Source organism: Sphingobium sp. V4 (assembly GCF_029590555.1).
Lineage (GTDB): Bacteria > Pseudomonadota > Alphaproteobacteria > Sphingomonadales > Sphingomonadaceae > Sphingobium.
This window is the reverse complement of record NZ_CP081001.1, coordinates 2,313,509-2,335,386: the sequence shown is the minus strand read 5'-3', so window position 1 is coordinate 2,335,386 and position 21,878 is coordinate 2,313,509. Positions and strand designations below refer to the sequence as shown.

Here is a 21,878-nt window from a genome sequence, read left to right as displayed (position 1 = left end):
TTCAGGCTGGTCTTCGGACCGGCCTTTTTTTTGTCGCATCACTGCGCTAGACAGATTGTGCTGTTGCCGAGCCTGATAATAGTTTCTTGGAGAGGATGCTGCCGGCAAAACCGGCAGGGCGAGGCATGGTTGGGGGATTGAGCGCGGACATCGCGCTCTCCCCCATTTTCTTCTCCGTCCATCACCCGTCGCCGAAGCCAAAGGGCGCGCGCGTGCGGCGATAGTCGTCGGGCAACATCTCGCGGCCGATCGGCGGGGCGGACCGTGCCATGCACTGGGCGCGGTGGCACAGGTGGCAGGTCACGCCGATCGGGGTCGGGTCCACCGGCGCCGCGTCCTGGGTATAGATCAGCCGATGGGCGTACTCCGCCGCGCAGCACAGCGCGATTGCGCGCTCCACCCTCGGTGCGCCCCAGCCGCCCCCGCCCGCCGTCACGGTGCGCGCGATCGAGAAGAAGCGCTGGCCGTCGGGCAGTTCCAGCCACTGCGTCACCACCTCGCGAGGGGTTTCGAACACGCGATGCACCGACCAGAGCGGGCAGGAGCCGCCATGGCGCGCAAAGGGAAAGCCTGCGCCATCAAGCCGCTTGGACACATTGCCCGCCGGGTCGACCCGCAGGAAGAAGAAGGGGATGCGCTCCTGCCCCGGCTTCTGGAGCGTGGTCAGCCGGTGCGCGGTCTGCTCGAAACTGGCGCCGAATTGCCGGGCCAGCGCCTCCACATCATAGCGCTTGGCCTCAACCGCCCTCGCAAAGGCGGTATAGGGCATCAGGATCGCCGCCGCGCCGTAACTGGCCAGCGCGCGCCGGGCGAGGCGCTGGCTGCTCGTCCCACTGAACTGGCCGTCCTTGAGCAGTGTGTCGAAGGCTTTGCGCATTTCCAGATAGGCGATCTGGAGCGCGAGCTGGAATTGCGAACTCGCGCCGTCCAGCGCATCGTCCAGCAACACCGCGTCGCGATGCCGGTCGAACCGCCGCATCGACCCCGCCATCACATCGGACGGCAGCCGCCGCACGCGCAGATTGTGCCGCGCCTTGAGCCAGCCGGCCAGTCCGCCCTCAGCCTCCGCCTCGGCCGCCAGCTTCTCCGCCATATCGTCCAGCAACGGGAAGCTGTTGCGTCGCGCGGCGAGGAAGCGGCGGGATTCCGCTACCGGATCGGCGACATCCTCCTGGCGATCCGGCCCCGCGCCGCGATCCGCCCCGCGATCGGCCAGGGCCAGATGCTCCTCGCGATAGCTGGTATAGAGCCTCAGCAGCGCTTCGGTGATGCCGGGATAATTGACCGCTACGTCCCCCGTCGCGAGCGCCGGCAGGTCGATGTCGGCGAACATCGGGTCTTTCAGCACCGCGTGCAGCCGCGCGGTCTGTTCCGCGCCGCCGTCGCCCGCCACTTCGGCCATGTCCAGCTTGTAGGTGCGCGCCAGCCGCAGCAGCATGTCGGCGGTCAGCGGCCGCTGGTTTCGTTCCAGCAGCGCGACATAGGAGGCGGAAATCTCCAGGTCTGCGGCCATGTCCGCCTGGGTCAGCCCCAGCTCGCGCCGCAGCCTGCGCAGGCGCGGTCCCATGTAAACCGGGCGATCCTTGGCCAACGACTCATACCCCTTTGTGCAACCTTTACAACTTTACAGCAGACTTTTGTAAAGATCGACAACTGGACTTTGGCGGGGGTGCGCAAAGGCGGTTTACCTGTCTACTTCGCTGTCCATTCCCGCTCACCCAAGGATGGACACATGACCTATCAAAGTGAAATCGCGAAGGCCGACGCGCTGATCGGCGGCCAGGCCCATTGGGACGGTATCGCCCCGGAATCCGTCGCGCGGATGCGGGTCCAGAACCGTTTTCACACCGGCCTCGACATCGCGCGCTACACCGCGAAGATCATGCGCGCCGACATGGCCGCCTATGATGCCGATCCCGCCAATTACACCCAGTCGCTGGGCTGCTGGCACGGCTTCATCGGCCAGCAGAAGATGATCTCCATCAAGAAGCATTTCGGCACCACCAAGGGCCGTTACCTCTACCTGTCCGGCTGGATGGTCGCGGCGCTGCGCAGCGAATTCGGCCCGCTGCCCGACCAGTCGATGCATGAAAAGACCAGCGTCCCGGCGCTGATCGAGGAGCTTTACACCTTCCTGCGCCAGGCCGACGCCCGCGAACTTGGTGGCTTGTTCCGCGATCTCGACAAGGCCCGCGGGGAAGGGGACGAGGTCAGGGCGGCGAAGCTGCAACAGCAGATTGACGGTTTCGAAACCCATGTGGTCCCGATCGTCGCCGACATCGACGCCGGTTTCGGCAATGCCGAGGCGACCTATCTGCTCGCCCGCAAGTTCATCGAGGCCGGCGCCTGCTGCATTCAGATCGAAAATCAGGTTTCGGACGAAAAACAGTGCGGCCACCAGGACGGCAAGGTCACGGTGCCGCATGAGGACTTCCTCGCGAAGATCCGCGCGGTCCGCTATGCCTTCCTGGAGCTTGGCGTCGACGACGGCGTGATCGTCGCGCGCACCGACTCGCTGGGCGCGGGCCTGACCAAGCAGATCGCCTTCACCCGCGCGGCGGGCGACATCGGCGACCTCTATAACGGCTTCCTCGACTGCGAGTCCGTCGATCCGGCGGCGATCGGCCATGGCGATGTCCTCATCAGCCGCGACGGGCAGCTGATGAAGCCGAAGCGCCTGCCGTCGAACCTCTACCAGTTCCGCGCCGGTACCGGCGAGGATCGCTGCGTCCTCGACTGTATCACCGCGCTCCAGAATGGCGCCGATCTGTTGTGGATCGAGACGGAAAAGCCGCATATCGGCCAGATCGGCGGAATGGTCAGCCGCATCCGCGAGGTGATCCCCAACGCCAAGCTGGTCTACAACAACTCACCCAGCTTCAACTGGACGCTGAACTTCCGGCAACAGGTGTTCGACGCCTGGGAGAAGGAGGGCCGCGACCTTTCCGCCTATGACCGCTCGAAGCTGATGAGCGTGGACTATGACGGCACCGACCTCGGCATGGAGGCGGACGAGCGCATCCGCACCTTCCAGAAGGACTCGGCGCGCGATGCCGGCATCTTCCATCACCTCATCACCCTGCCGACCTATCATACGGCCGCGCTCAGCACCGACAATCTCGCCAGGCGCTACTTCGGCGAGGAAGGGATGCTGGGCTATGTCAAGCAGGTCCAGCGGGAGGAAATCCGCCAGGGCATTGCCTGCGTCAAGCACCAGAACATGGCCGGCTCCGACATCGGCGACGACCATAAGGAATATTTCGCCGGCGAAGCTGCGCTCAAGGCCGGTGGCGCGCACAATACGATGAACCAGTTCGCGGCCTGACCAGACCGCAAAATCTCAACCCGTTCAAGGCGTATCCAGCTTCGCGGCGTGCAGTCCGCAAAGCGCCCCATCTCCCCGGCGATGTCCTGATGCGCGACAGGGGAGATGGGTTTCGCTTTCGCACCGGAAGTGAAAGACATGCAGTTTCGCGGCCGGGGCCGTGAAGACAGCCAGTTCGCGGGGACGTCGACACTCCCTCGCGATTTGGGTGGAAGGACCTGGACGGCCCGGTGGCGCACCACCGGGCCGTCTTTTTTCCGGGCGCTTCCATCCGGGCAGGTGGTTACGCGACTCCTGTCCGCTGCCGCACGGTCTGCTTGAGGATGTCGAGCGGCATCGCGCCCAGCGTCAGCACTTCATGGAATTGCTTGAGGTCGAAGGCCGCCCCCTGCTTCTTCTTCACTTCCTCGCGCAGGTCGTTCCAGACGGTGTGGCCGATCTTGTAGCTGCACGCCTGGCCCGGCCAGACCGTGTAACGGTCGATCTCGCCCTGGCTGCGTCCGCGCGCGATGCCGGTGGTGGCGATCAGATAGTCGGTCGCTTTCTCGCGGCTCCAGCGCTTGGCGTGCATCCCGCTGTCCACCACCAGGCGGGTAGCGCGGAACAGCAGCGACTGGAGATAGCCGACCCGGCCCAGCGGATCGCCCTCGAACATTCCCATTTCGTCGGCGAGTTGCTCGGAATAGAGCGCCCAGCCTTCGGAATAGCCGCTGTAGAAGCCGCGCCGCCGGATCATCGGGATGGAATCGGATTCCAGCGCCACCGACACCTGCAAATGATGCCCCGGCACGGCCTCATGATGGGTCAATGTCGCCAGGCCGAATTTGGGCCGGTCGAACGTGTCGCGCAGATTGATGAAATAGATGGCGGGCCGCGAACCGTCGAGCGAGGCATTCTGATAATAGCCGCCCGGCGCCCCCGCCTGGATCGTCACCGGCACGCGGCGCACCTCGACCGGCGCCTTGGGCACGGTGTGGAATGCCTCGCCCAGCCGCTTCTGCATGGCGATGATCTGGCTGTTCAATTGCGCCAGCAGCGCCTCGCGGCCCGGATCGGTGTTGGGGAAAAGCTGGTCGGGCCGCTGGTTGAGCGCCACCAGCCGGTCGCCGACGCTGCCCTGGCTCATCCCTTCGCCCTTCAGGATCGCGTCGATCCGGCCGGAGATGTCGGCGACCTGGTCCAGGCCCATCCGATGGATTTCGTCGCCGGTCAGCTTGGTCGTGGTCGCCGCCTCGGCGGCGGCGGCGTAAAAGGCTTCGCCATCGGGCAGGCGCCAGCAGCCCGCGTCATGGCTGGCCTTGGCGCGCAATTGCCGCACCAGTTCACGCTGGCGGTCGACGGCGGGAAAGATCCGCTCCGCCACGATCTTTTCCGCCTGGGCGGTGCGTTCGGGCGGCAGGCCGGCGGCCGCCAGCTTCTTCGCGAAACTGGCGACCAGTACCGTCTGCGCGGCGGGCTGATCGCGCAGTGCCGCTTGCATCTTCATCGTCGTGTCGAGAATATAGTCCGGCGCGAACACGCCCTTGGCGGCATCCGCCCGCTGCCGGTCCAGTTCGCCGTCCATTGCGGCGGGGAAGGCTTCGAGGCGCGACAGATAGGCGTCGGCGTCCGCCGCATCCTTCACCCGATGCTGCGAATCGAGGAAGTCGGGCACTTCACGGTAGCTGCCCGTCAGCTGGGAGAGGATGTAGGGAGCGAACCGTCCCGCCGTCTCGCCATAGCCGAAGCGCTCGCCGCCGACCGCACGGTCCAGCTGATAGGCGACGACATCATAGTCGAGCTGGCTCGCCGCGCTCAGTGCAGCCCGGTCCATGCCGGACAACTGCTTGGCCTGCGCCTTGGTCCGGGCCAGGTCGCGGGCTACCCCGGCAGCACTGGTATCGGTCAGTTTCCCGCGCAGCGCGGCGCGCGGGCCGGTGTCGAGGCCGAGCCGCGTCGCGCTTTCGGGCGAATCCTCCAGCCGTTCGTAGAAGAAGCCATCGAGCATCGCCCGGAATCGCGCATCGGGCGTGCCGGTCTGGGCGAGCACGGCGGGGCAGGCGGCGACGATGGCGGTCGCGCCGCTGGTGGCGAGGAACTGGCGTCGGTTCACGGGAGGACTCCATGGATGGGGAAGGGCGGCAGGGGGCGCCGCCCGCGATCTGCTCTTTTGACGTGCGTTCAACAGCTTGGCTAGGCCCGTCGCGACAAGGGGTCGCAGCCATCCATAAGCCCGGCTTGTCAGCATCATGGATCATCGCGGCTATTGCCTGGGTGCCCGATGCGATATGGCGCGCGTGCAGCTTTCCGAGGGAGGAACCGCATGACCTACACGCTCATCACCGCAAACCGTAACTATAGCAGCTGGTCGCTGCGTCCGTGGGTGCTGATGAAGGCGCTGGCCATTCCTTTCGAAGACCGGATCGAGCCGTTCGCCTCGGCCACCAACTATGCCGCCTTCCGCAGCTTTTCGCCCACCGGTCAGGTGCCGGTGCTGGTCGACGGGGACCGCACGGTCTGGGATTCGCTCGGCATCACTCTCTATCTCGGTGATCGCCATCCGGGCGTCTGGCCGGCGGACGAGGCTGCGCGCGCCTTCGCCCAATGCGCGGTCGCCGAAATGCACAGCGGCTTTTCGACCTTGCGCAGCGATTGCACCATGAATGTCGGCGTCCGGGTCGAACCGCACATGCACTCGCCCGCGCTCAACAAGGATATCGCGCGCCTGCGCGAATTGTGGGAGCAGGGCCTGGACCGGTTCGGCGGCCCCTATCTCGCCGGTAGCGTCTTCACGGCGCTCGACGCTTTCTACGCACCCGTGGCCTTTCGCGTTCGCACCTATGGTCTGGATGTCGGTCGGACAGCGCAGGCCTGGGTCGACCATATGCTCGCCCATCCCGCCATGCAGCAATGGGAGGGGCACGCGCTGGCCGAAACCTGGCGCGAGGAAAGCCATGAGGCGGAGATCGGAGCGGCCGGTCGGATAGTGGAGGACTTTCGGGCGGTGTGACCGCACTGTAACATTCTTGCCCGGCTGAAAGGAAAAACAGCCGATTTCGGTCGTCCACCCCCTTTCCCGATTCGCCGGACGGGTCTAGGGGGAAGGGACTATGGTTAAACCACGCACTCTCTACGAGAAGATCTGGGACGCGCACGTTGTCGAGCGTCGTCCCGACGGCACCTGTCTCATCTATATCGACCGCCACCTCGTTCATGAGGTGACGTCGCCGCAGGCGTTCGAGGGGCTTCGCCTTGCCGGCCGGACGGTGCGCCGGCCCGATCTCACCCTGGCGGTGCCGGACCATAATCTGCCCACAACCCCGCGCCGCGACGCGGCCGGCAATCGCATTCCGATCGCCGATCCCGAAAGCGCGCAGCAGCTTGCCGCGCTGGAGCGGAACGCGCCCGAATTCGGCGTCCGCCTGATCGGCGACGCCGATGCGGAGCAGGGCATCGTTCATGTCGTCGGCCCCGAACAGGGCTTTACCCTGCCGGGCACGACCCTGGTCTGCGGCGACAGTCATACCAGCTCGCACGGCGCGCTGGGCGCGCTGGCCTTCGGCATCGGCACCAGCGAGGTCGAGCATGTGCTGGCCACCCAGACCTTGCTGCTGAAACAGTCGAAGACCATGGCCGTCGTGGTCGACGGCGAACTGGCCCCCGGCGTGACGCCCAAGGATGTGGCGCTGGCCATCTGCGGGACGATCGGCACGGCGGGCGGCACCGGTTATGTCATGGAATATCGCGGCTCGGTATTCCGCGACATGTCGATCGAGGGCCGCCTGACCGTCGCCAACATGTCGATCGAGGCAGGTGCGCGATCGGGCCTGTTTGCGCCCGATGAAAAGACCGTGGCTTACCTCAAGGGCCGTCCCATGGCCCCCAGGGGCCCGGACTTCGACGCGGCCGTCGCCTGGTGGAAGACGCTGGCCACCGATGAAGGCGCCGTCTTCGACAAGACGGTCGTCATCGACGCCGCCGACATCGTGCCCACCGTCACCTGGGGCACCAGCCCGGAAGATGTCGTCCCCGTGACTGGCTTGGTTCCCGATCCGCAGAGCTTCGCTGATCCGTCCAAGCAGGCCGCCGCTCAGAAGTCGCTCGACTATATGGGCCTGACCGCCGGCCAGCGGATGCAGGATGTCGCGATCGAGCATATCTTCATCGGCAGCTGCACCAACAGCCGGATCGAGGATTTGCGCGCCGCCGCCGCGCTGCTGAAAGGGCGCCATATCGCGCCGGGCATCAAGCACGCCATGGTCGTGCCCGGTTCCGGCCTGGTCAAGCGCCAGGCGGAGGAGGAAGGGCTGGACCGAATCTTCCTCGACGCCGGGTTCGAATGGCGCGAGCCGGGCTGCTCGGCCTGCCTCGGAATGAACCCCGACAAGGTGCCTGCCGGCGAGCGCTGCGCATCGACCAGCAACCGTAATTTCATGGGCCGTCAGGGTCCGGGATCGCGCACCCATCTCGTGTCGCCCGCCATGGCGGCGGCGGCGGCCATCACCGGCCGGCTGACCGATGTGCGCGAATTGCTGAATAACAAAGAGGGGATGGCGCTGTGAAAAAGATATTCTGGCTGCTGACGCTGGGCGCTCTGGCCAGCGCGGCGATGGCGGCGACCCTGGGCCGCGCCGAGGACACCCCGGCGGCCGAGACGAAGAAGGTTCATTGATGGAAAAACTGACGACCGTCGACGGCCGGGCCTATCCGTTCGGGATGAAGAATGTCGATACCGACATCGTCATCCCGGCGCACTGGCTCAAGACGATTTCCCGCAATGGCCTTGGCAAGGGCGCGTTCGAAGTGCTGCGCAAGGAGCCCGGCAATGTCTTCGATGATCCGGACTATGCGGGCAGCCCGATCCTGATCGCGGGCGACAATTTCGGCTGCGGTTCCAGCCGCGAACATGCCGCCTGGGCGCTCGGCGACCTGGGGATCAAGGTCGTGATCGCTCCCAGCTTCTCCGACATCTTCTCGGGCAACGCCTTCAAGAACGGCATATTGACCGTGGTGCTGCCGCAGGAGGCGATCGATCGTCTGATGGAGGTGGCCCGCGGCATCAACGGGACTCCGGACCCGATCCATGTCGATCTGGAGGCTCAGACGGTCACCACCCGGTTCCAGGACCGCTTCACGTTCGAGATCGATCCTTTCCGCAAACATTGCCTGCTCGGCGGTCTGGACGAAATCGGCCTGACCCTGGACGATGCCGATGTGATCGACAGCTATGAAGCGAAAGTGGCACAGGAACGCCCCTGGATCGTCCCCGCCACCGTTGCGTAATCCGGCACGACTCCCTATCAATTGGAAGTAACCAAGGCACGTAACGGGGCACTGACGCATGACCACTTTCGATGATCGCGAAAAGGCGTTCGAAAATATGTTCGCCCATGATCAGGAAATGCAGTTTCGCATCCAGGCCCGCCGCAACCGGCTGCTGGGCGAATGGGCCGCGGGGAAGATGGGGCTGACCCCGGAAGAAACCGATGCCTATGCCAAGGCGGTCGTGCAGGCGGATTTCGAGGAAGCGGGCGACGAGGACGTCATTCGCAAGCTGGTGGGTGACATGACATCGGCCGGGATCGACATCGACGAAGCCGGCGTGCGCGCGGCGCTGGACGAGCAGGCGGTGATCGCCCGACGCATGTTCATCGAAGCCCAATAACCTAATCGAATAGGTAAGGAAGCGCATCCATGCCAATGGCCGCCGACGAGATTGCGGACATGATCCGTGCCGCCATTCCCGATGCTGAGGTCGAAATCACCGACCTGGCCGGGGACGGCGACCATTATGCCGCGCGCGTCGTTGCGGAAAGTTTCCGCGGCATGAACCGCGTCGCGCAACAGCGCGCCGTCTATGCCGCGCTCGGCGGGCGGATGGGGGGCGTGCTTCACGCCTTGCAACTCACCACCGCCGTTCCCAACTAGAACCCCGTAAGACATTCGCGCGCCCGCGACGGTGACGCCAGAAAGATTGGACCCAAGGACATGACCGACGCCGTGCAACAGCGGATCGCGGAGATCGTGAACGGCAATGATGTGGTGCTGTTCATGAAAGGCACGCCGCTTTTCCCCCAATGCGGCTTTTCGAGCCGCGCCATCGCGATCCTTGAGCATCTCGGCGTATCCTATGACACGGTCGACGTGTTGCAGGACCAGGCGATCCGTCAGGGGATCAAGGCCTTTTCCGACTGGCCGACCATCCCCCAGCTCTATGTGAAGGGTGAATTTGTCGGCGGCAGCGACATCATGATGGAAATGTACGAGGCGGGCGAGTTGCAGCAGCTCATGACCGACCAGGGCGTCGCCGCCGCCAACTGAGCGGGCCGGCTGCCGGGAACAGGATGGCGGTCCGCTATGGCGGGCCGCCTTTTTCATGCGCAGGGTGCGGCCGCCCCCTCGCCAGCGCGATGCCGGGCGTGTTCCGCTGTTCCCCATAACAGCCCGGCGCTGAATTTTGCGGCAGGGATAGTCTGGTACCGCCCTCTTGTGACGCCGCGCTCGCCAGCCGGTTCAGGCTGCCAGTCGCAGGAAGGGCACCGGCTGCGTCGATCGCAGGACGATCGGCTTGCCTTCCGAAGCCTCGAACAGCTCGCCGTCCAGGATGACGCTGCTATGGTCGCCCTCGATGCGGATGATGTCGCCCTGTTCCAGGTGGATGCCCTGCATCTGCGCCTTGCCCACGCGCTTGAACAGGCTGGCCCAGACCAGGCGGAGCAAGGCTGGCAGGCTCTGGTCGACCGCCATCAGCTTCATGTTGCCCCGTCGGCTGCCGCCCGGCTGCACGCCCAGCAGCAGCCGCTCCAGCGTCGTGACGATCAGCACCGAAAAACGTCCGGCCAGCTCGCCGTCGCGGATCAGCGAGATACGGACCGGCTTGCTCGACGGCGGCAGGAAGCGCGCGCGGATGCCGAACAGCAGCGACACGATCACCGCGATCGCAGTGATGAAATGGCTGAGGCCGTTGGAAAGGCCCAGAGGATAAATCTGGTTGCGGCAATAGAGCATGGTGTCGGCCAGGCCCGCGCCCCCCAGAAACATGCCCAGCACCGGCCGGGTTTCCGCCCGGCCGTCGGACAGGGCGATCAATTCGCGGGCCACGACATGGTCGTCGACGCCCGACTTGGCGATCGCGACGATCCGCTCCAGCGCCTTGATCGGGTCGCCATGGATGCCAAGGTCCAGCGTGATCAGGTTGGTCTTGCCGTTGGGCAGCACCGCGATCGGCGGCACCCGGCCCTTGAAATGCTCGCCCTGATAGAGTTCGGTCAGCGATGCCTGCACCGTCCCGTCGCCGCCATTGATGACGATGACGGCCGGATCGACGCGGGCGATCGTCTGGAACGCCCGGCCGATCTGGTCGACATGCTCCACCTCATAATGGAAGATGTCGGGGTTGCTGGCGCAATAGCTGCGCACGCGGGGGAGGGTCTGCCGGTTGCCCGTGGACTTCGGATTGGACAGGAGCGCGACGCAGACCATGGCTTTGGATCACATATATTGAAGGTTGATCGTGATCTTCGTCACGCCGGTGCCGGCATAGAAGGCGGCCTTGTCCACGCCCGGCTTGCCCAGGTTGAAGACGCTGATCGACGGATTGTTCGAAAAGCCACCGCCGTCGCGCGAAATGTCGGTCTTGCCATTGCCGTCGCGGTCGTGGCGCACAGCGATGCCATATTTGCCCGGCTGAGGCACCGGCATACAGAAACGCATCGTGCCGTTGCTGGGCCGCACCGGCACATCGATGCGGCTGAGCCATTCGCCCTTGGTCAGCCATGCGGCCTTGGTACCGGGATAGGACTGGACGCGAACCTTGCCGGTGGCGGCGGCGAAGCCGCGCACGTCGACCAGCACCGCCGGCCCCTTGGCATCGGTGCCGCAGCGTTCGAGATTGTTGGCGATTTCCTGCCCATGGGCGAGCGCCGGAACCGCAGCGACCATCGCTGCTGCCGACATCATACCCATTGCAACTTTCAACATGACCATCAGACTCCTGGAAGCTATAGCCACCCGAATGGACCGGACGGCGAGCCCCTGTTCGCCCCGCTTTTTACCTGACTCGCATATGAGATGGGTTTGCGGCCAAAACATGGTGATGGGACGACGACTTAGAGAATGCTGACCGCCACCGACCGTTATCTCGCCCGCCTGATCGCGGTGCCCATGCTCGGCACGCTCGTGATCGCCGCGATGCTGCTGGTGCTCGACAAGATGCTGAGCCTGTTCGATTTCGTCGCGGCGGAAGGCGGGCCGGTCAGCGTCGTGTGGCGGATGCTCGCCAACATGCTGCCCGAATATCTGTCGCTCGGCATTCCGATCGGGCTGATGCTCGGCATATTGCTGGCCTTCCGCAAACTGGCCCTGTCCTCCGAACTGGACGTGATGCGTGCTGTCGGCCTGTCCTACGGCCGGCTGCTGCGCGTGCCCTATATGTATGCGATCGCGCTGGCGCTCATCAATTTCGGCATTGTCGGCTTCGTCCAGCCGCTGTCGCGTCACGCCTATGAAGCGCTGCGCTTCGAGCTTCGCTCGGGCGCGCTCGGCGCGTCGATCAAGGTGGGTGAGTTCACCAGCCTCGGCAAGCGCATGACGCTGCGGATCGAGCGCAGCCTGGACGAAGGACGCAACCTCCAGGGCATCTTCGTCCGCGCGACCAGTCGCGATGGCCAGTCGGTCGCGGTCACGGCGGCGCAGGGCACGTTCCTGGCGACCGACGATCCCGATACCATCATCTTCCGCTTGCGCGACGGCGTGCTGGTGAACGAGGCGCCGCGCTACAAGACGCCGCGAATCCTGTCCTTTTCCAGCCATGACCTGCCGATCGACCTGCCCCAGATCGAGGCATTTCGCGGGCGCGACGTCGACCGGGAAAAGACGATTCCCGAACTGGTGGTCATCGGCAAGAACCAGGCGACGCCCGACAAGCTGCGCAATGAAGTGCGCGCCAATTTCCATTTCCGCATGGTCGAGGTTGTGTTCATGATGCTGTTGCCGCTCGCGGCGCTCGCCTTCGCCATTCCGCCCAAGCGATCGACCTCGGCGCTCGGGGTCTTCCTGTCGATCGTCTTCATCGTGACCTATCACAAGATCAACCAATATGGCGAAAGCGTCGGCGCGCTGGGCAAGGTCGATCCGATCCTGGCGCTGTGGGGTCCGTTCCTGCTCGCGTCCGCGCTGGTGCTGTGGATGTATCATGTGATCGCCCATCGGCCCGGTGGCCAGCCGATCGCGGCGCTGGAAGTCGCCTTCGCCAAACTGGGCAAGCAGATCGCCCGGCTGGTGCGTGTCGGCCGGCGGCGCGCCCCGGCGGAAGGAGCCGCCTGACCCCATGAACCTCGATTTCTTTCCCTCGCGCCAGATCAGCCTCTATATGATGCGGCTGTTCCTGACCCGTACCTTCGCGGTGCTGGCGCTGCTTGTGGTCGTGCTCCAGACGCTCGATCTGCTGGGCAATTCGGGTGACATCCTGGCCTATCCGGGCAATGGCGACGCGCAATTATGGCATTATGTCGGACTGCGGGCGCCGCAGATCGTTGCGCGGTTCCTGCCCTTCTCGGTGCTGCTTGGCACGCTGGTCATGCTCGCGACCCTGAACCAGAATAGCGAGATCATCTCGATGAAGGCGGCGGGCCTCTCCGCACACCAGATATTGGCGCCGCTGGTCGTCGCCGCGCTGGGCGTGTCGGCCATCAGCTTCGTCTTCAACGAACGGATCGTGGTTCGGTCGACGGCTGCGCTCAGTGCGTGGGAGGCCGTGGACTACGGCCCGATCCCGCGCGACAGCGGGGTCAAGACCAATCCGTGGGTGCGCGATGGCAATAATCTCGTCAATGCGGCGATCGTCGCCGGGCGCGGGACGGCGGTGCAGCTGCGCAATGTCCAGATCTACAACCGGGTCAACAACAGCCTGACCACCATCGTCCAGGCGCCCAGGGGCCGTTATGATCCCGCATCGAAAAGCTGGGTGCTGGATGGCGCGCGCCAGTTCGACGTGGCGCGCGGCACGATGCGCGATGTCGGCACGGTCCGGTTCGGGCGCGACATTCGTCCCGACCAGTTCACCCTGGCCAAGGTCGATCCCGACGCCCTGACCTTCCGCGAACTGGAGGCCGCCATCGCCGACCTGCATGACGCGGGCCGGCCGACCGCAGAGCTGGAAGGGAGCCTCTGGCACAAGCTGTCCGGTCCGCTATCCGCGCTCCTGATGCCGATCCTGGGATCGGTCGCGGCCTTTGGCCTGGCGCGATCGGGGCAGTTGTTCGTGCGCGCGGTGATGGGCATGGCGCTCGGCTTCGCCTATTTCGTCGCCGACAATTTCTCGCTCGCGATGGGCAATCTGGGGGCCTATCCCCCGGTTCTGGCTGCGTGGGCGCCCTTCTTCCTGTTCCTGCTCGTCGGCGAGACCGTACTGTTCCGCACGGAGGAATGATCCGGACGCCCAAACGAAAAACGCCCCGGCGACCAAGGGGCGTCGCCAGGGCGTTCATAGGGGGCGTCCCGGTCCTCAGGGGGAGGGGAAAGTGACCGGAACAGCCGCGATATGGGCGCGCTTTCTCAGGTTTCAAGTCGCAACTGGAAAATAATCGAACGGCCCGGCCGCTCGATCCGGCCTGTCAGCGCGCGGTCATGGTGCTGCGCGCGATCTTGCCGACCAGCGGCAGCATCCCCGTATAATTGCCTTTCCGATAGGGCGAATCCATCTCCAGCGTCGCCATCAACTGCGCATGGGCTTTGCCCAGCGCATGGTAGGGCACGCTGGGCAACAGATGGTGCAGCGCATGATAGCGCAGGCCCACCGGCGCCCAGAGCGCGGGCAGATAGCCTGGCGGCGGGACATTGACCGAGTCCAGATATTGCGCCGTGACGGTCATGGCCTCGCCCTCATTTTCCCACAGATGCGCGACCAGCGTGCGCAACTGGTTGATGACGGTCATCGCCGAATGGACGGCCATGTAGACCAGCAGCGGCTTCCAGCCAAAGGCGAAGACGCTCGCCACCAGCGCCAGCGCGAACAGGCTCGCGCCTGCTTCCTGCCATTGCCACATGCGCGCGAATTCGCCCTCCGGCGCGCGGCGGCGATAGGCGGGGTTGATCGACAGGGCCGAAAATTCAGCCACTACCTTGGCGCGCAGCGGCGGGATCAGCAGCGACAGCGGCGTCAGCAGGCCGAAGCGCAGGATGAGACCGACTGGCGCCAGCGACGCGACCAGGATGAACAGTGGCAGCGACCAGGGCTTCATCAGCGCCAGCGGCAGATATTCGGGGTCATCCGCCGTGCCATAGCGGGTCCGCGCATGATGCTGGGTATGCACGCCTTCATAGAGGAAGGACGGGATCATCAGCGGAATGCCGACGATCAGGTTCCAGCCGAAGCGGAAGCCGGGCAACGCGCCCTTGCGGATGTGGGTCAGTTCATGGATGAAGCTGGCCGCGCGATAGAGCGCCAGCATCGCCACGATGCCGCAGGCGATCGCGACCGCCACATTCTGGACCAGGATCGCGCCGGCCAGCGCGGCCCAGCCGACAAGGGCGGAGGCCAGCATGTCGGGCCAGTAGATGCGGGGATTGGCGGTGGCGAACGCGCGCGACAGATCGGCCGCTGCGCGCAGCATCGCGCTGTCGTCGGGGATCGCCGCGCGCGCCCGTTGCGCGGCGGCAAGAATGGGATCATGCACTGTCATGCGGGCGGTCCTAGCCTCCAAATGCGCTGAGATCATGGCAGCACCATGACATATTCACCCGGTTACGCCCCGGCTTCGCGCGCGTGATTGACATTCCGCAAACAAGCGTCGAACTGCACGGCATCATCCTTTTGAAGGCGGCGATAGTGGCGCAATCCGATCTGGTCATCACTCCTGTTTCCGGCAAGGCCGATCTCAAGGCCTTTATCGACCTGCCCTGGCGGCTATACGCCAACGACCCCAACTGGGTGCCGCCGCTCAAGGGCGAGGTGAAGGAACTGCTGACGCCCGGCAAGAACCCGTTTTTCGGCCATGCCGAAGCGCAATATTTCCTCGCCCGGCGCGACGGCCGCGTGGTCGGCCGCATTTCCGCCCATATCGACCGTCTCGCGCTCGCCCAGCCGGTCGAGCAGGGCATGGGGCCGGGTACCGGCAATTTCGGCCTGTTCGAGGCGGAAGATGCGGAAACCGGCACGGCGCTGATCGCGGCTGCGGAGGCGTGGCTCCGCGCCAAGGGCATGACCCGCGTGCTGGGGCCGATCTCGCTCTCCATCTGGGAGGAGCCGGGGCTGCTAATCCAGGGGCATGACCATCCCCCCACGGTGATGATGGGGCATAACAGCCCTGCCTATCAGGCGATGATCGAGGGTTCCGGCTATATCCCGGTCAAGCAGCTCAAGACCTATGAACTCGACATCACGAAGGATTTTCCGCCGCTGATCCAGCGCATCGTCCAGTCGGGCGAGAAGAATGCCCGCATCCGCATCCGCAAGGTCGACAAGACCAGGTTCGATCAGGAAGCCGCGATCATCCTCGCTATCCTGAACGACGCGTGGGGCAATAACTGGGGTTTCGTGCCGATCACCGATGCGGAGGTCGCGCACACCGGCAAGAAGCTGAAGCCGATCGTGTTCGAGGATCTGATCATGATCGCGGAACTGGACGGCGAACCGGTCGCCTTCATGATGACGTTGCCCGATCTTAATGAAGCGATTGCGCCGCTCAATGGCTCGCTCTTTCCGTTCGGCTGGATCAGGCTGCTCAAATGGTTGAGAAAGCCGAACGCCCGCACCATGCGCGTGCCGCTGATGGGCGTGGTGCAGCGCCTGCAATCGTCGCGCATGGCGAGCCAGCTCGCCTTCATGATGATCGAGACCATCCGCCGGCAGGCGATCGCTCATTATGGCTCGACCCGTGGCGAGATCGGCTGGGTGCTGGACGACAATCAGGGCATGAACGCCATCGCCGACGCCATCAACAGCACGGTGAACAAGGTGTACCAGATCTACGAAAAGAGGCTGTAAGCACGATTGTCCGGGGCGTCGGGGATGCGGAGGGCGGACGCTCCTAATTCTCCCCCGGCACCGCGACCTCGATCGCGCCGGGGGCGATCCTGACCGTCACCGGCGTTCTCGCCAGCACCTCGCCATCGATCGAGATGCGCTGGGGCGGGTGCGTCGCGACGCGGAAGGATTGGCCGTGAAATTCCTCGGTATGGGCGTCCCGGTCGCGCAGCTTGAAGAATTTGGCGTACCAGTCCCAGGCCAGGCGCGGCTTGCTGCGCCCGACGACCGCCTGGATCACGATCTCGCCCGTATCGACATCGGCATGGTCGGACAGTTCGACCCCGCCATGATAGGGGCCGTTGAGGATGCGGACCTCGGTCGACCACATGCGCCGCTCCGTCCCGCCATCGTCGATCGTCAGGCGGAAGGGGCGGAAGCCGACCGAGCATTTCACCGCCCAGAGCAGATAGCCCGCGCGCCCCAGATAGCGCTTGAGCTTGTGCGGCACCGTCTGGCCGATCATCGGGGACAGGCCGAGCGAGGCCGCATTGACGAAATAATCATGCTCGATCATGCCGAGGTCGACGCGCCGGCGCTGCCCGGTGGCGATCGCCCGGACCGCGCCGTCCAGGTCGAGCGGCAGGCCCAAGGTCCGCGCGAAGCTGTTGGCGGTGCCGAGCGGAAGCACGCCGAACACGCAATCCTTGCCCACCAGTTCGTCCACCGTGCCCGACATGGAACCGTCGCCGCCGCCGACGATCACCATGGGGGCGCCGCTGGCCACCGCCTGCCGCACGGTGGCGTTCATCCGGTCCGGTTCCTCGACCGCATGGGCGGCGATCAGGCGGACTCCGGCTGCCTCCAGCTTCTCCCTGGCCTGGGCGAAATCGTCCTGGCCACGGCGGCTATGGGCGTTGACGACGAGAATGGCGTCCTTGGGGAGGGGCTTCGTTTCCATGCCGCAATAACACCGCGTAAGTGATTTCGGGTCCATCGGAAACCGCCCTGCCGTCCATTCGTTACGTGGGGATGGCTCGCATCGCCCATCTGTCCGACATTCATTTCGGCGCGCATGATCCCAAGATCGTGGACGCCGCCACCGCCTGGCTGGAGGATCGCCGCCCCGACCTGGTCGTCATCAGCGGGGATTTCACGCAACGCGCGCGGGTCGAACAATTCCATCAGGCGGCCGTCTGGCTGGGACGGCTTCGTGCGGCGGGGCTGAAGATCCTCGTCATTCCGGGCAATCATGACGTGCCGCTCTATGATGTGGTGCGGCGGTTCGCGGCGCCGCTGGATCGCTACAAACGCTATATCAGCAACGATCTCTGCCCCTTCTACGAAGATCGGGAGGTGGCGATTCTCGGCCTCAACACGGCGCGGTCGCTGACGATCAAGGACGGGCGGATCAACCATGATCAGATGGACATGCTTCGGCAGAAATTCGCCTGCGTGCCGCCGGACAAGACCCGAATCCTCGTCACACACCATCCCCTCTTCGCCATGCCGATCGGCAACGGCAACGAATGGAGCGAAGCGGTCGGACGGCATGATGACGCGGTCAAGGCCGCCTGCGAAGCGGGGGTGCATCTGGCGTTGGCGGGCCATTTTCACCGGACCTATGCCGAAGCCGCGCGAAAGATGGTGGCGCATAGCGGCGGTGCGCTGGTGATCCAGGCGGGCACCGCCACCTCGACCCGGTTGCGCAACAACGAACCGCAAAGCTTCAACTGGCTCCATGTCCGCCGCAACAACGAGATGGAATTGCAGGTGATCGTGTGGGACGGCGCCGCGTTCCGCCGGGCAAGCCATGTCGAATATCGGCACGATGGCGGGGCATGGGCGGCGCGGGAAGTCGTGGACCCGCCGACGGTCGGAAAAATGGAGCCGAGGCGAGGGTTGGGTTGACGGCCGTCTGCGACGTCAGCAGCGGGTCACTCCTTCCCCTTGAGGGCCGCCGCCAGCGACACCGTGGCGCTACCGCGCCGCGCCGGCCCGGCCTGGCTCGGGTCGGGTTTCCATCCCGATAGATAGACGATCGCGATCTGCTCGGCCGTGCGGCCGTCCGGGTCGGCGGCGTCGCTGAAATGACCTGCCGCACGCATCAGCACGTCGCGGGTCAGGCCCGGGGGGCGGGTCGCCAGCGCATTGCTCGCGCCCATGCCGCGCAGGTCGTGCATCAGGCGGACGACATCGCCATAGCGGATAGTCAGCATGTCTCCGTCCGCGACCGGCATGGCGAAGCCGGCGCGGCTCAGCAGGTCGCCGGCGGACCGCACATCGACCTGCGGATGGACATGCTGGCCCGGCCGGTCGCCTTCGGCGGCGAGCAGCGCGGCCTTGAGGCGGGGCAGGCTGCCCGCGCCCGCGAAGGCCGCCAGCATCAGGCCGTCGGGACGCAGCACGCGGCGCATCAGGATCAGCGCGCCGGGCAGGTCATTGACGCTGTCCAGCGTCCCGCAGGCGATCACCAGATCGAAACTGTCGTCGGCGAAGGGCAGGGCATCCTCGTCCCCCTGGACGCCGCCCGCGGCCCTTGCCGCAAGGAAGCCGGGGTCGGCGCAGGCGACGCGCTTGCCCATCGCTTCCAGCGCGGCTCTGGCGCTGCCGTCGGGGCAGCCGATCACCAGCGCTTCAGGCAGATCGCGCTGCACGTCGCGAAGGCGATCGAGCAGTTCGTCCAGCATCGCGCGATATAGGAAGTCGTGATCGGCGAAGGCCGGCAGCATCCGGTCGCGGTGGCGGGCGCGGCGGGCGCGGTCGAAAATGTCGGGGCGGGAGTCCATGGCGGGCCTTGTGCATCGGGCGCGAAGTGCGGACAAGGCAGATGATGTCGCTCCTCCCGCTTCTCAAGGGCGCCTTGCAGCCTGCGGTCGATTATGCGCTGCCGCCGCGTTGTCCCGGTTGCGGCGCCATCGTGGGCGCGGATTTCGCCTTCTGCCTGTCCTGCTGGAGCGGGATGGTTTTTCTGGGCGAACCCTGCTGCGCGCGCTGCGGCTTGCCATTTCCCCATGAGATGGGGGACGGGGCCGAGTGCGGGGCGTGCCTGGCCGAACCGCCGCCCTGGGACAGCGCGCGGGCGGTGCTGGCCTATGGCGATGTCGCGCGGACGGTGGCGCTGCGGCTCAAATATGGACGGCGCATCGGCCTCGCCCGGCTGATCGCGCGGCAGATGCTGCGGCAGATGCTGCGGCATGTGGGGGACGCGCGCGAAATGCCACTGCTGATCGTGCCGGTGCCGCTCCACCGCTGGCGATTGTGGCACCGGGGGTTCAACCAGTCTGCGCTGATCGCGGATCATCTGGGCCGGCTGACGGGGTGGCCGGTCGACAAGCGGGCCCTGCAGCGCGTGAAGCGGACGGCCCCGCTGCGCGGCATGAACCCGGCCCAACGGGAGAGGGCTGTGCGCGGCGCCTTCGCGCTGGCGGAGGAGCATGGTTTCAAGGGCCGGCGGGTGCTGCTGATCGACGATGTCCATACCAGCGGGGCGACGGCGGCCGCCTGCGCGCGGGCGCTCAAGCGCGGCGGGGCGGCCGAGGTGCGGCTGCTCTGCTGGGCGCGGGTGCTTCCCGACGCGGACGTCGAATGAGCGGTGCCGATTGACAAAGCCGTGCGTTCACCCAATTTCGATCCTGCAAGGAGCAAGATATTCATGGCGAAAGTCGAAATCTATACGAAGGCCTGGTGCGGCTATTGCGCGCGGGCGAAGGCGTTGCTGGAAGGCAAGGGCGTAGCCTTCGACGAATATGACATCACCATGGGCGGGCCGAAGCGCGACGAGATGCTCAGCCGCGCGCCCGGCCGGACGACCGTGCCGCAAATCTTCATCGACGGACAGCATGTCGGCGGCAGCGACGACCTGCGTGCTCTGGACAGCGAGGGCAAGCTGGACGCCTTGCTGGCGGCATGACGACGATGCGCGCCGCCCTGTTCCAGATGACCAGCGGGGTCGATCCTGCCACTAATGCCGCGGCGATCGTGGCGATGGTCGAGCGGGCAAAGGCCGAAGGCGCGGACATGCTGTTCACGCCGGAAATGGCGGGCTGTCTGGACCGGGACCGGGGGCGGGCGGCGGCGACGCTTCGCAATGAGGCCGAGGACGTGGTGCTGGCCGCGGTGCGCGAGGCCGCAGCGCGTGAAGGGCTGTGGGTGCATATCGGGTCGCTGCCGCTGCAAGGCGAGCGGGCCGACGGGCGCTGGGCCAATCGCAGCTTCCTGATCGACGACAGTGGCGCGATTCGCGCGCGCTACGACAAGATTCATCTGTTCGACGTGGACCTGGCGACCGGCGAAAGCTGGCGCGAATCCTCCGTCTATGGGCCGGGCGAGCAGGTCGTGGCGGCCGATACGCCCTGGGGTCGGATGGGCTTTTCCATCTGCTATGACATGCGTTTCCCGGATCTGTATCGCGCGCTGACCAATGCCGGAGCGACGATCCTGCTGGCGCCAGCCGCCTTCACCGTGCCCACGGGGCAGGCGCACTGGCATGTACTGCTGCGCGCTCGCGCGATCGAGGCGGGCTGCTACGTTATCGCCACGGCCCAGACCGGGATGCATCAGGACGGGCGGACCACCTATGGCCATAGTCTGGTGATCGATCCCTGGGGCGAGGTGCTGCTCGACATGGACGAGACGGCCGGGCTGGGGCTTGCGGACCTCGACATGACGCGCATAGGGGACGTTCGCGGGCGCGTGCCGGCGCTCGCCAATCGCCGGCCCATACCGAAGGAAGTAACGATTTCGTGATCGTGTTCGATCTCAAATGCGCCGCCCAGGGCCATGTGTTCGAGGCCTGGTTCGGCTCCAGCGCCGATTATGAGGCGCAGCAGGTGCGCGGGTTGCTTGCGTGCCCGATCTGTGGCGACGTTGACATATCCAAAGCGGTGATGGCCCCCGCCGTGGGGGCGAAGGGCAATAGTCGTCCCGATCGGGCGCCCGCCACGCCCGCGCCCGTGCCCGCGGGCCCGGTCGCGCCCGTCATGAACGTCGCCGACCAGGCGAAGATGCAGGCGCTGGTCGAGGCGATGGCACAGGCGCAGAGCAAGGCGCTGGAAGGCTCCACCTGGGTCGGGCGCGGTTTCGCCGAACAGGCGCGGGCGATGCATTACGGCGAACAGGACCGCGTCAGCATCCATGGCGAGGTGGCCCCGGCCGAGGCCAAGGCGCTGATCGACGAAGGCGTGGAGGTGGCGCCCCTGCCTTTTCCCGTCATTCCCCCGCACGCCAAGAATTGACCCGAAGCCCGACGCGCAATAGAGCGCTTCCCTGCGTGCACCCATAGCTCAGCAGGATAGAGCGTCGGATTCCTAATCCGAAGGCCACAGGTTCGAATCCTGTTGGGTGCACCATTCACCTTCATCTTCAGACATCATATCGGCCTTTTCCTGAAAGGGACGATGTCTGCGCAGACATCGACAAGATGAGTCGCGCAAATTTGGCGGCAACGGCCCTTTGGTGAACGAGGTTGAGGGGGCGGCAGCGCCTACGGTACATGACGTGCGGCAACAGGATCGTCTCGATGATGATCCGATCTCCATTTCCTGGCAATTTCCAAGACGATGATGCGCTGTGACGGACGCCGAAAACAGCGGAAGCTGGCGCAAGTCC

General features: G+C 65.5%; 22 protein-coding genes and 1 tRNA gene. 16 read left to right on the top strand and 7 right to left on the bottom strand.

Annotated features, from left to right (window positions below):
• Positions 1 to 181: 181 nt before the first annotated feature.
• The gene (locus tag K3M67_RS11590) at positions 182 to 1,591 is read right to left on the bottom strand and encodes a helix-turn-helix domain-containing protein (protein WP_066857341.1); all 1,410 of its coding nucleotides are present in this window, start codon (positions 1,589 to 1,591) and stop codon (positions 182 to 184) included.
• A 141-nt stretch (positions 1,592 to 1,732) separates the two neighbouring features.
• Here K3M67_RS11590 and K3M67_RS11585 point away from each other — a divergent pair, with 141 nt between their 5' ends.
• Positions 1,733 to 3,325, top strand: coding sequence for an isocitrate lyase (locus K3M67_RS11585; protein WP_285831535.1), 1,593 nt, complete (start codon positions 1,733 to 1,735; stop codon positions 3,323 to 3,325).
• A gap of 283 nt (positions 3,326 to 3,608) precedes the next feature.
• Here the strand turns inward: K3M67_RS11585 and K3M67_RS11580 are convergent, their stop codons facing one another.
• Positions 3,609 to 5,417, bottom strand: a complete 1,809-nt coding sequence (locus K3M67_RS11580) for a DUF885 domain-containing protein (RefSeq protein WP_285831534.1) — start codon at positions 5,415 to 5,417, stop codon at positions 3,609 to 3,611.
• A gap of 210 nt (positions 5,418 to 5,627) precedes the next feature.
• Between K3M67_RS11580 and K3M67_RS11575 the strand changes: the two genes are divergently transcribed.
• The 6 genes from K3M67_RS11575 to grxD all read left to right on the top strand — a co-directional run bounded on the left by K3M67_RS11575 (position 5,628) and on the right by grxD (position 9,625).
• Entirely contained in the window at positions 5,628 to 6,314 is a 687-nt protein-coding gene (locus K3M67_RS11575) for a glutathione S-transferase family protein (RefSeq protein ID WP_285831533.1), read from the top strand.
• Positions 6,315 to 6,414: 100 nt separating this feature from the next.
• The gene (leuC, locus tag K3M67_RS11570; RefSeq protein WP_066857351.1) at positions 6,415 to 7,866 is read left to right on the top strand and encodes a 3-isopropylmalate dehydratase large subunit; all 1,452 of its coding nucleotides are present in this window, start codon (positions 6,415 to 6,417) and stop codon (positions 7,864 to 7,866) included.
• Positions 7,867 to 7,975: 109 nt separating this feature from the next.
• On the top strand, positions 7,976 to 8,587 hold the full coding sequence (gene leuD / locus K3M67_RS11565; protein ID WP_066857354.1) for a 3-isopropylmalate dehydratase small subunit: 612 nt from the start codon (positions 7,976 to 7,978) through the stop codon (positions 8,585 to 8,587).
• A gap of 58 nt (positions 8,588 to 8,645) precedes the next feature.
• On the top strand, positions 8,646 to 8,969 hold the full coding sequence (locus tag K3M67_RS11560; protein WP_285831532.1) for a DUF1476 domain-containing protein: 324 nt from the start codon (positions 8,646 to 8,648) through the stop codon (positions 8,967 to 8,969).
• A gap of 29 nt (positions 8,970 to 8,998) precedes the next feature.
• Positions 8,999 to 9,232, top strand: a complete 234-nt coding sequence (locus K3M67_RS11555) for a BolA/IbaG family iron-sulfur metabolism protein (protein ID WP_066857360.1) — start codon at positions 8,999 to 9,001, stop codon at positions 9,230 to 9,232.
• A gap of 60 nt (positions 9,233 to 9,292) precedes the next feature.
• Entirely contained in the window at positions 9,293 to 9,625 is a 333-nt protein-coding gene (grxD, locus tag K3M67_RS11550) for a Grx4 family monothiol glutaredoxin (RefSeq protein WP_066857367.1), read from the top strand.
• A gap of 192 nt (positions 9,626 to 9,817) precedes the next feature.
• On the opposite strand, the gene K3M67_RS11545 is transcribed toward grxD, so the two are convergent.
• Both K3M67_RS11545 and K3M67_RS11540 read right to left on the bottom strand, forming a co-directional pair.
• Positions 9,818 to 10,786 (bottom strand): diacylglycerol/lipid kinase family protein, encoded by a 969-nt coding sequence (locus tag K3M67_RS11545; protein WP_285831531.1) that lies wholly within the window; start codon positions 10,784 to 10,786, stop codon positions 9,818 to 9,820.
• Positions 10,787 to 10,795: 9 nt separating this feature from the next.
• Complete coding sequence (locus K3M67_RS11540; RefSeq protein WP_066857372.1) at positions 10,796 to 11,290, bottom strand: DUF2141 domain-containing protein; 495 nt, start codon at positions 11,288 to 11,290, stop codon at positions 10,796 to 10,798.
• A gap of 129 nt (positions 11,291 to 11,419) precedes the next feature.
• Between K3M67_RS11540 and lptF the strand changes: the two genes are divergently transcribed.
• On the top strand, positions 11,420 to 12,628 hold the full coding sequence (gene lptF, locus K3M67_RS11535) for an LPS export ABC transporter permease LptF (RefSeq protein WP_066857375.1): 1,209 nt from the start codon (positions 11,420 to 11,422) through the stop codon (positions 12,626 to 12,628).
• Between the two features lie 4 nt (positions 12,629 to 12,632).
• Positions 12,633 to 13,733, top strand: coding sequence for an LPS export ABC transporter permease LptG (gene lptG, locus K3M67_RS11530; RefSeq protein WP_066857979.1), 1,101 nt, complete (start codon positions 12,633 to 12,635; stop codon positions 13,731 to 13,733).
• Between the two features lie 184 nt (positions 13,734 to 13,917).
• On the opposite strand, the gene K3M67_RS11525 is transcribed toward lptG, so the two are convergent.
• The gene (locus tag K3M67_RS11525; RefSeq protein WP_066857377.1) at positions 13,918 to 14,985 is read right to left on the bottom strand and encodes a fatty acid desaturase family protein; all 1,068 of its coding nucleotides are present in this window, start codon (positions 14,983 to 14,985) and stop codon (positions 13,918 to 13,920) included.
• Between the two features lie 146 nt (positions 14,986 to 15,131).
• Here K3M67_RS11525 and K3M67_RS11520 point away from each other — a divergent pair, with 146 nt between their 5' ends.
• The gene (locus K3M67_RS11520; RefSeq protein ID WP_066857981.1) at positions 15,132 to 16,289 is read left to right on the top strand and encodes a GNAT family protein; all 1,158 of its coding nucleotides are present in this window, start codon (positions 15,132 to 15,134) and stop codon (positions 16,287 to 16,289) included.
• Positions 16,290 to 16,332: 43 nt separating this feature from the next.
• Here K3M67_RS11520 and K3M67_RS11515 read toward each other — a convergent pair whose 3' ends face one another.
• Entirely contained in the window at positions 16,333 to 17,229 is an 897-nt protein-coding gene (locus K3M67_RS11515; protein ID WP_066857380.1) for a diacylglycerol/lipid kinase family protein, read from the bottom strand.
• Between the two features lie 71 nt (positions 17,230 to 17,300).
• Here K3M67_RS11515 and K3M67_RS11510 point away from each other — a divergent pair, with 71 nt between their 5' ends.
• A complete protein-coding gene (locus K3M67_RS11510) occupies positions 17,301 to 18,179 on the top strand; it encodes a metallophosphoesterase family protein (RefSeq protein WP_285831530.1) in 879 nt (292 codons plus the stop codon).
• Positions 18,180 to 18,205: 26 nt separating this feature from the next.
• On the opposite strand, the gene K3M67_RS11505 is transcribed toward K3M67_RS11510, so the two are convergent.
• Positions 18,206 to 19,057 (bottom strand): class I SAM-dependent methyltransferase, encoded by an 852-nt coding sequence (locus K3M67_RS11505; RefSeq protein ID WP_285831529.1) that lies wholly within the window; start codon positions 19,055 to 19,057, stop codon positions 18,206 to 18,208.
• Positions 19,058 to 19,098: 41 nt separating this feature from the next.
• Here K3M67_RS11505 and K3M67_RS11500 point away from each other — a divergent pair, with 41 nt between their 5' ends.
• The 5 genes from K3M67_RS11500 (at position 19,099) to K3M67_RS11480 (ending at position 21,619) form a co-directional block, all read left to right on the top strand.
• Entirely contained in the window at positions 19,099 to 19,860 is a 762-nt protein-coding gene (locus tag K3M67_RS11500; protein ID WP_285831528.1) for a ComF family protein, read from the top strand.
• Positions 19,861 to 19,923: 63 nt separating this feature from the next.
• On the top strand, positions 19,924 to 20,181 hold the full coding sequence (gene grxC, locus K3M67_RS11495; RefSeq protein WP_066857394.1) for a glutaredoxin 3: 258 nt from the start codon (positions 19,924 to 19,926) through the stop codon (positions 20,179 to 20,181).
• A gap of 5 nt (positions 20,182 to 20,186) precedes the next feature.
• Entirely contained in the window at positions 20,187 to 21,017 is an 831-nt protein-coding gene (locus K3M67_RS11490; RefSeq protein ID WP_285832933.1) for a carbon-nitrogen hydrolase family protein, read from the top strand.
• Positions 21,014 to 21,505, top strand: coding sequence for a DUF1178 family protein (locus K3M67_RS11485; RefSeq protein ID WP_066857398.1), 492 nt, complete (start codon positions 21,014 to 21,016; stop codon positions 21,503 to 21,505). The genes K3M67_RS11490 and K3M67_RS11485 overlap by 4 nt, the downstream gene beginning before the upstream one ends.
• 37 nt (positions 21,506 to 21,542) lie before the next feature.
• Positions 21,543 to 21,619: transfer RNA gene (locus K3M67_RS11480), tRNA-Arg, on the top strand.
• The last annotated feature ends 259 nt before the right edge of the window (positions 21,620 to 21,878 follow it).